We start from the raw sequence: 12,083 nt of genomic DNA, 5'->3' as shown, positions 1-12,083 counted from the left end.
ACAGATCGAAGGAACATGGAAGCAAGAACCGCGAAATTCCGCATCGGGCAGGTGGTACGCCATCGCGTCTACCCGTTCCGCGGCGTGATCTTCGATGTCGATCCGGTCTTTTCCAATTCCGAGGAATGGTGGCTCGCGATCCCCGAACATCTGCGCCCGTCCAAGGATCAGCCCTTCTATCATCTGTTCGCCGAGAACGAGGAGACTGAATACGTCGCCTATGTCTCCGAGCAGAACCTGGTCAGCGACGAGACCGGCCAGCCGATCCGCCATCCGCAGGCGCGCGAATTCTTCCGACGCGATCGCAAGGGGCGCTACCGGCTCGACAAGGTCGAGCTGAACTAGGCTGGAGAATCTGTCCGAAAGCCGGGAGGGGGCTCTCGGACGAAGCGCGCGCTCTGAGGAAGAGCGAATCGCAACTCTGCTCCCAGCGGCAGGCGAAACGAACTACCGTTCCCGCTCCGCCTCAGGGAAGCGTGCGGTGAAGGCCCCTTCCCGCTCGGGCGGCAGACGCACCAGCAGGCTGAGCGCCCCGTCCTCGCCGTCGCTGCGCGTCAGGATCTCACCGTTGGCATGCAGCCAAGCCAGCGACTTTCCATCGCCCGGCGCCAGCACCAGCCTGTAGACCGGCCGGCTTTTGGCTATCCTCGCCTCAATGGCATCGGTCAAACGGGCCATGCCTTCGCCGGTCAGGGCAGAGACCAGAACGGGGCGAGTCGCTTCCGGCTTGAGTTCGGCCAGCGCCGCCTGGCGCTCGCGCTCCGCATCTTCGAGCAGATCGGCCTTGTTCCAGACCTCGATGACGCGCCGGCCATCCTCCGGATCGATCCCGAGATCACGCAGGATGGCGCGGACATCGGTGGCCTGGGCCTGCGTGTCCTCATGCGAGACGTCGCGCACATGCAGCAGCACGTCGGCCTCGATCGCGTCTTCCAGCGTCGCCCTGAAGGCGGCGATGAGTTGCGTCGGCAGATCCGAGATGAATCCGACCGTGTCTGAGAGCAGGATCTTCGCGCCATGCGGCAGCTTGAGCGCCCGCGCCGTCGGATCGAGCGTCGCGAACAGCATGTCCTGCGCCAGCACCTCGGCCGAGGTCAGCCGGTTGAACAGCGTCGACTTGCCGGCATTGGTGTAGCCGACCAGCGCCACGATAGGATAGGGCACACGCTTGCGGCTCGCCCGGTGCAGCGACCGCGTGCGCTTGACCGTCTCGAGATCGCGCTCGATCTTGGTCATCCGCTCCTGGATGACCCGCCTGTCGGCCTCGATCTGGGTTTCGCCCGGCCCGCCGAGGAAGCCGAAACCGCCGCGCTGCCGTTCGAGGTGGGTCCAGGACCGCACCAGACGGCTCTTCTGATAGTTCAGATGCGCGAGTTCGACCTGCAGCGTGCCTTCGCGCGTGCGGGCGCGACGGCCGAAGATCTCGAGGATCAGCCCGGTCCGGTCGATGACCTTGCAGCCGAAGGCCTTTTCGAGGTTACGCTGCTGCACCGGCGACAGCGCGCAGTCCATCACGACGAGCCCGATCTCCTCGAGCTTGACCCGTTCGGCCAGCTCCTCGACCTTGCCCTTGCCGAGATAGGTCGCAGGACGCAGAGCGCTCAGCATGACCTGGATCGCCTCGACCACCTGCAGGTCGATGGCGCCTGCAAGACCGATCGCCTCGTCGAGACGCGCCGCGTAGCTGCGCTGGTTCTCGTCGGCCGCGATCGCCCTACCCGGCGCCTGACGCGCCAGATAGGGGCCGATCACAAAGGCGCGAGTACCGGCTGCGACCGCATGTTCGGCCGCGTCGATCGGCTTGCCTGCCGAGGCGTCGTCGTCAGTTCCGGCCATGCCGGCCACGACTTAGGCCTTTTCCTGTTCCTCGGACTCGAACAGCTGCACCGGATGACCGGGCATGATCGTCGAGATCGCATGCTTGTAGACGAGCTGCGAGTGGCCATCGCGGCGCAGCAACACGCAGAAATTGTCGAACCAGGTGACGACGCCCTGCAATTTGACGCCGTTCACAAGGAAAATGGTGAGGGGAATCTTCTGCTTGCGGACGTGGTTGAGAAACGTGTCCTGGAGATTTTGAGCCCGCTCTGCGGCCATGTTTTGCCTCTGTTGTTGGGACCGCAATCGGCTTGCGCATGCGATCCAGATCGTTCCGTTGGACTACGACGAGAGCCGTCGCGCTTCGGAACACCGACACTTCATTAGATCGTGAGGGGGCCTTGTCGCGCAAGGGTTGCGGTGCACCATTTTTAGGCGATCGCCTTGCGCGAAACGCATTGCGCGCGCCCGGAACTACCCCACCCCCAGCGATTTCAGCTTGCGATGAAGCGCCGAGCGCTCCATGCCGATGAACTCCGCGGTGCGCGAGATGTTACCGGAGAAGCGGGCGATCTGCGCCATCAGGTACTCGCGCTCGAAGATCTCGCGGGCATCGCGCAGCGGCAGGCTCATCAGTTTCTCGCCGCCGGAGCCGGAAGGCGTCGTCGGAACCATCGCCCCGACCTCGGCCGGCAGCATCTCGACGGTGATCTCCGCGCCGGGGTCACCCTTGGTCAGAATCATGAGCCGTTCGACGTTGTTGCGCAGCTCGCGCACGTTCCCCGGCCATTCATGCGATTGCAGGATCGCCATCGCGTCGCCGCCAATGCGGCGCTTGGGCAGGCCGCTGGCGACCGAGATCTGCTCCATGAAGAACTCGATCAGCTCCGGCACGTCCTCACGCCGCTCCGACAGCGCCGGGACGCGGATCGGCACCACGCCGAGGCGGTGATAGAGATCCTCGCGCAACTGGCCCTCGGCGATCAGCTTGACGAGGTCGCGACTGCTCGATGAGATGATCCGCACGTCGACATGGACGCGGGTCGCGCCGCCGACGCGCTGGAAATTCTGGTCGACCAGCACGCGCAGGATCCGGTTCTGGGTCTCGCGCGGCATGTCGCCGATCTCGTCGATATAGAGCGAGCCACCATGCGCCTCCTCGAGCGCGCCGACGCGGCGCGAGCGCCCCTCGCCGCCCTCGATGCCGAAGAGCTCCTCCTCCATCGTCTCGGGAGTGATCGTCGCCGCATTGATGACGATGAACGGGCCGCCGGAGCGGGTTGAAGCCTCGTGCAGGGTCCGCGCCGTCAGCTCCTTGCCGCAGCCGGGTTCCCCGGTGATCAGCACCCGCGCATTGGTCGGCGCCACGCGCTCCAGCGTCTGCCTGAGCTGGTTGACTGCGGTGGACCGACCGACGATCCGGCTCGCCTGGACCGAGCGCGTCTTAAGGTCGCGCACCTCGCGGCGCAGCCGCGACGCCTCGAGCGCACGCTCGGCGACGAGCACCAGCCTGTCGGCCTTGAACGGCTTCTCGATGAAGTCGTAGGCGCCGTGCTTGATCGCCGAGACCGCCGTCTCGATGTTGCCGTGGCCGGAGATCATGACCACGGCGAGCTCGGGATGGCTCTCCTTGATCAGCTCCAGCACCTGCAAGCCGTCGAGCCGGCTGCCCTGCAGCCAGATGTCGAGGAAGACGAGGTTTGGTCGTCGTGCGGCGATCGCCGCCAGCGCCTCGTCGGCCGAACCCGCCTTGCGTGTCCGGTAGCCCTCGTCCTCGAGCAGTCCGGCGACGAGTTCGCGAATGTCGGCCTCGTCGTCGACGACGAGAATGTCAGCGCTCATGCCTGGGTCCCGTTCATCTGTCCTCCGGCGCTTTCCGCCGATCCATTGCGTGTCTTTGACGTTTCTTCGCCACTGTCCGGCGGCCCGGTCTCGACGAACCAGAGCCTGATCTGCGCACCCCGCGCATTGTCAGGCCGGTCCAGCAGCTCGATGCCGCCGCCATGGTCCTCGAGGATCTTGCCGACGATCGCGAGGCCGAGGCCGGTGCCGCCGTCACGGGTCGTCATATAGGGCTCCAGCAGCTTGTGGCGCTGGTCGGCGGGCAGGCCCTTGCCGTTGTCGACGATGTCGATGACGATGCGGCCGTCGCCATGGCGCTCCAGAGTAACGTCAATCCGGCCCTTGCCGCGCTCCTCGGCCGGAACCGCCTCGACCGCCTCCGTGGCGTTCTTGATGACATTGGTCAGCGCCTGCGAGATCAACCGGCGGTCGAACTGCGCCATCACCGGCTCGGCCGGCAGCGTGTCGGCGATGGTGAGTTCGGGATTGCCGACCCGCATCAGGAAAACGATCTGGCGAACCGTCTCGACGATGTCCTCCTGCGCCAGCGAGGGCTTCGGCATCCGCGCGAAGGACGAGAATTCGTCGACCATGCGGCGGATGTCGTCGACCTGCCGCACGATCGTCGCCGTGCACTGGTCGAAGATCTCCTTGTCCTCGACGATGACCTTGCCGAACTTCCTGCGGATGCGCTCGGCAGAGAGCTGAATGGGCGTCAGCGGGTTCTTGATTTCATGCGCGATGCGGCGCGCCACATCGGCCCAGGCCGCAGTGCGCTGGGCGGTGACGAGATCGGTGATGTCGTCGAGCGTCACGACCAGCCCGGCCCCGGCGCCCTCGCCCTCGCGCACGGCGCGAATATTGACCATGCGGTCGCGCCCGCCACGGGTGATCGCGACCTGGCCGGAGCTCAGGCGCTGGCGATTGGCCATCGCTTCCGAGACGAACTCGGCGATCTCCGGCGCAACCTCAGCAATGGGGCGCCCGAGCAGGCGCCCTCCGGTGCCGAGCAGGGCATCGGCCGAGCGGTTGCTGATCGTCACATGGCCGCCTTCGTCCAGACTCAGTACGCCCGACGAGACGCCGGAAAGAACCGTCTCGGTGAAGCGGCGGCGGCGGTCTATCACCTCGCTCGCCGTCACCAGCCCGTCGCGCTGTCGCCTGAGCTCCGCTGTCATCTTGTTGAAGGTCTCGCCGAGATGAGCGAGATCGCCCTCCGCCCGTCGGATCGGAACCTGCACGTAGAAGTTCCCGCTGGAGACCTGGTCGGTGGCGTGGATCATCCGGCGAATCGGCGCGACCAGACCGTTGGCGAAGTTGAGCCCGAGCCAGCTCGCCGAAAGCAGCAGGATCACCGCGATCAACCCGTACATCGAGGCGAAGGCGACCTGGACGCCTTTCCTGCGCGCATCGATGCCGAGATATTCCACCGCCGCGGCACGAGCCACCGCAGGGAATTCGACCGCAAGCGGATCGACCTCGCGCGCGACATAGAGGAACGCACCATCATAGGAGGCGAGCTTCACCAACGCCCCGAAGACACGGCCTGTCGTCGGTATGACGCAGATCGGCTCGGGTGAGGTCTCGGCATCCTCGAAAGCGGCTGCGTCGGGTTTGCTCGCGCCGCGCAGCACGTCGATATTGGCCCGGACGACAACGGTGTCCGGCGGCTTCATGATCCAGACCACCGGCAGGCCGAGTGCGGTGGCACGTGCCGTCAGAAAATTCTCGAACCACGGCCGGTCGACGTCGAAAGCCGGCTTGGCCCGGCCGAGATCATCGGCCAGCAGGCGGATTTCACGGCCGAGAGACCGGCACTGGCTGGCCGTATAGGCATCGGCGACCTCGACCGATTTGAAGATCGCGTCGCGCATCCGGTCGGAGAACCAGGGTTCGAGGCCGCGCTCCAGCGTCACGGTCGCGACCACCGCGACCAAGGCCGCCGGCAAGGCGGCGACGATGCTGAACAGGCTGACGATACGCACATGCAGCCCGGCGGCGGCGACACCCGCGCGCCTCGCCCGGATCAGCACCGCCGCCTCGACGGCGACGATGACCAGCAGCAGCAGGATCAGGAAGCCATTCAGGACGAAGAGGCCAAGCACGACCTCGTGCACCGGCGCCACCGGCGTCGCGCCCGCGAGCACGAGGAAGGTCGCGAGCCCCGAGACCAGTGCGAAGCAGACCACCATGGCTCCGAGCCAGGCCGAAACCCGCCTTGGCGTCTCTTCCGTGCGCGGCGTCATGCGAAGGTCGCCGATCGAGGCAGTCAATGCGATGTCTAAGCTCCGTTGGACGCTCACAGGCCGAGGGGCAGCCGGGCGATCCGGCGCTGTGATGCGCCGCCGCAACGGTGTTGTCAAAATATGACACGGGCAAGGCAGGCGACGTCCGGCGGACCGAACTCCTGCAAGCCAATCTGTTGAAGTCGGCTTGGGGCCTCTTTGCCCCCTCTCAGACAGCCTCTAGCCTGTGTATTAGCCGCACCGCAGAGGCCATCATGCTCATCGCTTTCCATCAACTGCCGTTGGCCGCGATGTTTCTCGTCGTCTGGGCGATCAGCACCGCGATCTGCTGGCTGCTGATCGGCCTGGTCCGGTTCGCCGTTCCGCGCATGGGCTACCGGTTGAGCGAGCCGCTGCCGATTCGCGATTCCCTCATCAATGCCTGCGGCGCGCTCTTTGCCCTGATCGTCGCCTTCTCGGCAGCCGGCATCTGGAACGACGCGGTTTCCGCGCGCACCTCCGTCCAGCGCGAAGCCGATGCCGTGGAGAACGCCCTGGTGGTTTCCGCGGGCTTGCCGGACGAAGTGCAAAGCCAGTTGAACGGCGGGCTCGAAGCCTATCTTAAGGACGTCATCGCAGTCGACTGGCCGGCGATGGCCAGAAGCACGTCGCTCGACGATGCGGTCTTCGACCAGTCGGAAAAACATCTGCTGGGAGCGATCGACCTGATCGCGCGGCAGAATCGCGCCCTAGCCAACGGAACGAGCTACTCACCGCTGCTCGGTCAACTGCTGGAGATCCGGCACGCCCGGCTCGCGCGCCTCGCCGCCTCTAGAGCCGGAACGACCTGGGCGCAATGGAGCGCGATGTGGCTGATATCAACAGCGACGCTGCTGCTGATCGTCATCTGCCACAGCCACACCTTCCGCATGCAGATCCTGGCGTCGCACATCTATGTGCTGGTCGCCGCCGCGGCCTATTTCGTGGTCCTGGCGCATGACCGACCGTTCGTCGGCAAGATATCGATCCAGCCGACCGCGATGCAGGGCCTAGTGACTCATCTAGCTGCGAAGTGATCGGCCGAGGCGCGCGCCCTGACGGCGCGGCGCCTCGCTCGATCGCATTCGCCCGCCGCCTCAGCGCGGTGAACGCACCACCTGCATGTCGAGCTCGCGGATCTTCTTGCGCAGGGTGTTACGGTTGAGACCGAGCAGCTCGGCGGCACGGATCTGATTGCCGCGTGTCGCCGCCAGCGCCGCCGCGATCAGCGGCGGCTCGATCTCGCGCAGGATGCGATGATAGAGCCCCGGAGGCGGCACATGGTCGCCAAAACCAGAGAAGTACTGGTTGAGATGGCGCTCCATCGAGCCTGAAAGCGTCTCGGCCCGTTCCTGGCCGCTGCTGGACCCGGCATAGCTCGGCGTCGCCGCGGCAGGCTGGAGCTCCGCCTCGACGATCGGAGCAGTGATCGTCTCCTGCGGATAGAGCGCCGCCAGCCGCCGGACGAGGTTCTCCAGCTCGCGGACATTGCCCGGCCAGCGATAGCGCCGCATCACGTCCATCGCCTCGGAATCGATCTGCTTGCGCGGCAGGCCCTCTTTCTCGACCAGCCCGAAGAAATGGCGGACGAGGTCCGGCACGTCCTCGACCCGCTCACGCAGCGGCGGCAGGCGGATCGGCACGACGTTCAGCCGGAAAAACAGGTCCTCACGGAACAGCCCATGCGCGATAGAGATGCGCAGATCCTTGTTCGTCGCGGCGACGATGCGGACATTGGTCTTGATCGGCGTGCGTCCGCCGACCGTGGTGTATTCGCCCTGCTGCAGCACGCGCAGCAGGCGCGTCTGGGCCTCCATCGGCATGTCGCCGATCTCGTCGAGGAAGAGCGTGCCGCCCTCGGCCTGCTCGAAGCGGCCGGAGGAGCGGGTCAAGGCGCCGGTGAAGGCGCCCTTCTCATGGCCGAACAGCTCCGATTCGATCAGGTCCTTCGGAATCGCCGCCATGTTGATCGCGACGAACGGGCCGTTGCGGCGCTTGCCGTAGTCGTGCAGCGCCCGCGCCACCAATTCCTTGCCGGTTCCGGATTCGCCGTTGATCATCACGGTGAGGTCTATCGGCATAAGGCGCGCCAGGGCGCGATAGACGTCCTGCATGGCCGGCGAGCGGCCGATCAGCGGGATATCGTCGGGCTCCGCCGCATGCCCGCGCCCGACCTCGCCGCGCGGACGCGACAAGGCGCGGCCGACGATCGCGACCAGCTCCTTCAGGTCGAAGGGCTTGGGCAGGTATTCATAGGCGCCGCGCTCGGAGGCCTTGATCGCGGTCATAAAGGTGTTCTGCGCGCTCATCACGATGATCGGCAGTTCGGGTCGAACCCGCTTGATCCGCGGCAGCAGGTCGAAGGCATTACCGTCGGGCATGACGACGTCGGTGATGATCAGGTCGCCGAGCCCCTGGGCCGCCCAGGTCCACAGCGTTGCCGCCTGTCCGGTGGTCCTGACCTCGTAGCCGGCGCGGGCGAGCGCCTGGTTGAGGACCGTGCGGATGGCGGCGTCGTCATCGGCGATGAGAATGTTACCCGTCGGCATGCAGTCCTGCTTCCTGGTGGGGTTTACCCTGCCTGGCGCTCACGCGCTTCGTGCAGCGGCAACCGGATTCGAAATGACGTGCGCCGCGGCACGGACTCGCACTCGACGATTCCGCCGTGATCGCCGATCACCTTGGCGACGAGTGCAAGTCCAAGGCCACTGCCCTGAGCCTTGGTGGTGACGAAGGGATCGAACAGGTGGGCGTGCAGATCGGTGGGCACGCCGGGGCCATTGTCGCGCACGCCGATCTCAAGCGGCAGGGCAAGCCGCGCATGCGATCCCGGGGCCTGCATGCGGATTCCCGGCCGGTAGGCCGTTGTCAGCGTGATCTCGCCGTCGATGGCATCGGAGCCGATCGCTTCGGCGGCGTTCTTGACCAGGTTGAGCAGCACCTGGACGAGCTGGTCGCGATTGCCGGAGACCGGCGGAAGCGATGGGTCATAGGCCTCGCTGAAACGGATGTGCCGGGCAAAGCCGGACTGGGCCAGCCTTTTCACGTGATCGAGCACGTCATGGACATTGACCGGGCCACGCTCGCTCGGCCGTTCGTCACCGAACAATTCGACGCGCTCGACCAGCTTCACGATGCGATCGGCCTCGTCGCAGATCAGCTGAGTCAGCAGGCGGTCGTCATCCGGAACCGAGGTTTCCAGCAGCTGAGCCGCGCCGCGAATGCCCGAGAGCGGGTTCTTGATCTCATGCGCCAGCATTGCGCCGAGCGCAGTAATTGAGCGAGCTGCTCCGCGATGCGTCAGCTGCCTGTCCATTTTTTCGGCAATTGTCCGTTCTTGCAGCAGAAGCACGACCGCATCCGGCTGGCCGGGCAATGGCGAGGCAAAAACATCGACGATCCGATCGAGCCCGAGCCGGGGCGAGCCGAGCTCCAGCCGGTATTCGCTGACGCTGGCGCCGCGGCGCTGGACTTCTTCGACGAGCGACAGCACCGGCGAGCCGAAGGCGATCAGATCCTGCAGGCGCTGGCGCTTCAGCACCACGGCACTGGCTTGGAAGAAATCCTCAGCCGCGGTATTCGCGTAGAGCACCGCGTGCCCATCCCCGACCACGACGACCGGCATCGGCAGCACATTCAGCGCCTGGATCTCGAGGCTGTCGAACAGCCCCCCATCCGGCGTCTCTCCGCTTTCGCCGAATATCGCCATGGTCATACGCGATCTTCCTCGTGTTCAGGCGGCGGCGCCGAGGCGCTCGGTCGAAAACAGGCGCGTTAGCGCCGCAAGGGCGCGGGCCGGCTCGATCGTGGTCAGGAGCTCGCGCCGGGCCTGCTCATCGGGCGCGAGCCCGCAGGCCAGCGCCTCGTCGGCATAGGCGGCAAGATGCTTGCGGGCGTGACGGACGCCGACTTCGCGGCCCATCAGCGAGAGCAGGCCCTCATAGTGCTCGCGCGCCACCTCGCCCTTGGTTTCGAGCGCGATTGCGTCGGGCTCGCGCCCGGCAAGCACGGCGCCGATCTGGCCGGGCAGCCAGGGACGCCCGAGCGCGGCACGGCCGATCATCACATAGTCGGCACCGGATTGTTCAAGGCAGTCGCGCGCCTGTGCCGCGGTCGCGATATCGCCATTGGCGACCAGTGGAAAGGCGCCGGCTTCCCGGACCGACGCGATCGCACCCCAGTCGGCGACGCCCTTGTAGAACTGCTGGCGGGTGCGACCGTGCACGGTGATCGCAGCAGCTCCGGCCGCGACGGCGCGGCGCGCGAGTTCCGGCGCATTGCGCGAGGCATCGTCCCAGCCGAGCCGCATCTTGACGGTCACCGGTACCTTCACGGCCGCGACCACCGCCTCGACGAGGCCGATCGCATGGTCGATGTCGCGCATCAGGGCGGAGCCCGCCCAGCCGCCGACGACCTTCTTGGCCGGGCAACCCATGTTGATATCGACGATTTCGGCCCCGGAGGCTTCGGCGACCTGCGCCGCTTCGGCGAGCCAGCGCGCCTCGCAACCTGCGAGCTGCACCACATGCGGCGTCACGCCCGAACCCTCGGCCCGCAGGCGCGCTTCCTCGCTGCCACGCACCAACTCGTCGGAAGCAACCATCTCCGAAACGACCAGGCCAGCACCGAAGCGCGCGGCGATCCGGCGCATGACCACATCGGTCACGCCCGACATCGGCGCCAGGAAGGCGCGAGTGGCCGGAGCGAGCCCGCCAATGGCCGCAGCTGCGTCGCCTGATTTTGAGGCAGATTCCATTGTGGTGATTTATTGGACATCTATTGCAGTGCGCAAGGGATTTCTGAGCAATGCTGCATTGCACCATTGTCGCAAGCCGGCGGCGCAAGCTGCCTTTCCGATGTGCAATGGGGCCAACACGGCCCTGCGGCGCCTCCGCCGCTTGGCTATCGGCGCCGTGCGGCCTATCACCCAGCACCAGCAGATTCCGGAGCCCACGACGCTTTCATGACCATGGCCGTTGCCGCCCTGATCGTCGCCGCCGGACGCGGCCTGCGCGCCGGTGCCGAGGCGCCGAAGCAGTACCGCCGCCTCGGCGGCCAGCCGGTGCTCTGCCGGGCACTCGCTCCGTTCCTTGCCGAGGCCCGCATCGGCCCGGTGCTGGTCGTGATCGGCGCCAGGGACGACGCACGCTACCGCAATGCCGTCGCGGAACTCGGCGAAGCCGAGCGCGCCCGCCTGCTGCCGCCGACCCATGGCGGCGAAACCCGCCAGGCCTCGGTCCGGGCCGGGCTGAAGGCGCTGTCGGAGGTAGGTTTCACCGGCGCCGTGCTGGTGCACGACGCCGCCCGCGCGCTCGTTTCGCCCGAACTGGTCCACCGGGCGCTCGTCGCCGCGCGCAAGACGCAGGCCGCCGTGCCCGCCCTCGGCCTGACCGACACGGTGAAACGCCTCGATGCCGACGGCCGGATCGTCGAGACGCCTCCGCGCGACCGTCTCGTCTCGGTGCAGACGCCGCAGGCCTTCGCCTTCGCGCCGCTGCTCGCCGCGCACGAGGCGGCCTTCGCGGCAGGAGCCGACGGCTTCACCGACGATTCAGCGATCATGGAATGGGCCGGCCACGAAGTCGCGACCTTTGCGGGAGACCCGATGAACGTGAAGCTGACCCACCCCGAAGACTTCATCGCCGCCGAGCAGCGGCTGGGACGCAACCTCGTGACCCGGGTCGGAACCGGCTACGACGTTCACGCCTTCGCCGACGGCGACCATGTCTGGATCGGCGGGATCAGCATTCCCCATACGCGCGGCGTGACCGCGCACTCGGACGGCGATGTCGGCCTGCACGCCTTGACCGACGCGCTGCTCGGCGCCCTCGCCGATGGCGATATCGGCAGCCATTTCCCGCCGAGCGACCCGCAATGGCGCGGCGCCTCGTCCGATCGCTTCCTTGCCTTCGCGGTGGAGCGGGTCGCGGCCCGCAGCGGTAAGATCGACCATCTCGACCTGACGATCATCTGCGAGGCGCCGAAGGTCGGCCCGCATCGCGACGCCATCCGCGCCCGCATCGCGGCGATCGCCGGCCTGCGGCTCGACCAGGTCGGGGTCAAGGCAACGACCTCTGAACGCCTGGGCTTCACCGGGCGCGGCGAAGGGCTGGCGGCACAGGCCTCGGCCAGCATCCGCCTGCCGGAACCGGAGTGAGA

Annotated in this window: 11 protein-coding genes; 4 read left to right on the top strand and 7 right to left on the bottom strand. The window is 66.8% G+C overall.

Annotated elements, in window-relative coordinates:
• The first annotated feature begins 15 nt into the window (after positions 1-15).
• Entirely contained in the window at positions 16-345 is a 330-nt protein-coding gene (gene hspQ / locus DK26_RS05310) for a heat shock protein HspQ (RefSeq protein ID WP_066469120.1), read from the top strand.
• Positions 346-447: 102 nt separating this feature from the next.
• Here hspQ and hflX read toward each other — a convergent pair whose 3' ends face one another.
• The 4 genes from hflX to DK26_RS05290 all read right to left on the bottom strand — a co-directional run bounded on the left by hflX (position 448) and on the right by DK26_RS05290 (position 5,906).
• Positions 448-1,836 (bottom strand): GTPase HflX, encoded by a 1,389-nt coding sequence (hflX, locus tag DK26_RS05305; RefSeq protein WP_066469119.1) that lies wholly within the window; start codon positions 1,834-1,836, stop codon positions 448-450.
• Between the two features lie 12 nt (positions 1,837-1,848).
• Positions 1,849-2,097 (bottom strand): RNA chaperone Hfq, encoded by a 249-nt coding sequence (gene hfq, locus DK26_RS05300; protein WP_066469118.1) that lies wholly within the window; start codon positions 2,095-2,097, stop codon positions 1,849-1,851.
• Between the two features lie 195 nt (positions 2,098-2,292).
• Entirely contained in the window at positions 2,293-3,660 is a 1,368-nt protein-coding gene (locus DK26_RS05295; RefSeq protein ID WP_066469117.1) for a sigma-54 dependent transcriptional regulator, read from the bottom strand.
• Positions 3,657-5,906 carry a PAS domain-containing sensor histidine kinase gene (locus DK26_RS05290; protein ID WP_083533056.1) on the bottom strand — a complete coding sequence of 750 codons (2,250 nt, stop codon included), beginning with the start codon at positions 5,904-5,906 and terminating at the stop codon, positions 3,657-3,659. Before DK26_RS05290 ends, DK26_RS05295 begins: the two co-directional genes overlap by 4 nt.
• A 110-nt stretch (positions 5,907-6,016) precedes the next feature.
• On the opposite strand from DK26_RS05290, the gene DK26_RS05285 reads away from it, so the two are divergent.
• Positions 6,017-6,961, top strand: coding sequence for a DUF4239 domain-containing protein (locus DK26_RS05285; RefSeq protein WP_157089521.1), 945 nt, complete (start codon positions 6,017-6,019; stop codon positions 6,959-6,961).
• A gap of 60 nt (positions 6,962-7,021) precedes the next feature.
• Here DK26_RS05285 and ntrC read toward each other — a convergent pair whose 3' ends face one another.
• From ntrC to dusB, 3 genes are all read right to left on the bottom strand, one after another.
• Positions 7,022-8,473 (bottom strand): nitrogen regulation protein NR(I), encoded by a 1,452-nt coding sequence (gene ntrC / locus DK26_RS05280; protein ID WP_066469113.1) that lies wholly within the window; start codon positions 8,471-8,473, stop codon positions 7,022-7,024.
• A gap of 23 nt (positions 8,474-8,496) precedes the next feature.
• On the bottom strand, positions 8,497-9,549 hold the full coding sequence (locus tag DK26_RS05275) for an ATP-binding protein (RefSeq protein ID WP_248309895.1): 1,053 nt from the start codon (positions 9,547-9,549) through the stop codon (positions 8,497-8,499).
• Between the two features lie 108 nt (positions 9,550-9,657).
• Positions 9,658-10,599, bottom strand: coding sequence for a tRNA dihydrouridine synthase DusB (gene dusB, locus DK26_RS05270; protein ID WP_248309894.1), 942 nt, complete (start codon positions 10,597-10,599; stop codon positions 9,658-9,660).
• On the opposite strand from dusB, the gene DK26_RS29300 reads away from it, so the two are divergent.
• Complete coding sequence (locus DK26_RS29300; protein WP_184231678.1) at positions 10,574-10,891, top strand: hypothetical protein; 318 nt, start codon at positions 10,574-10,576, stop codon at positions 10,889-10,891. The two genes, dusB and DK26_RS29300, sit on opposite strands and share 26 nt — an antisense overlap.
• Before the next feature lie 2 nt (positions 10,892-10,893).
• A complete protein-coding gene (locus tag DK26_RS05265; protein WP_083533054.1) occupies positions 10,894-12,081 on the top strand; it encodes a bifunctional 2-C-methyl-D-erythritol 4-phosphate cytidylyltransferase/2-C-methyl-D-erythritol 2,4-cyclodiphosphate synthase in 1,188 nt (395 codons plus the stop codon).
• Positions 12,082-12,083 lie beyond the last annotated feature (2 nt).

This window comes from Allobosea sp. WAO, from assembly GCF_001509835.1.
Taxonomy (GTDB): domain Bacteria; phylum Pseudomonadota; class Alphaproteobacteria; order Rhizobiales; family Beijerinckiaceae; genus Allobosea.
Note: the sequence above shows the minus strand (reverse complement) of the source record. Positions and strands in the feature narration are given on the sequence as shown.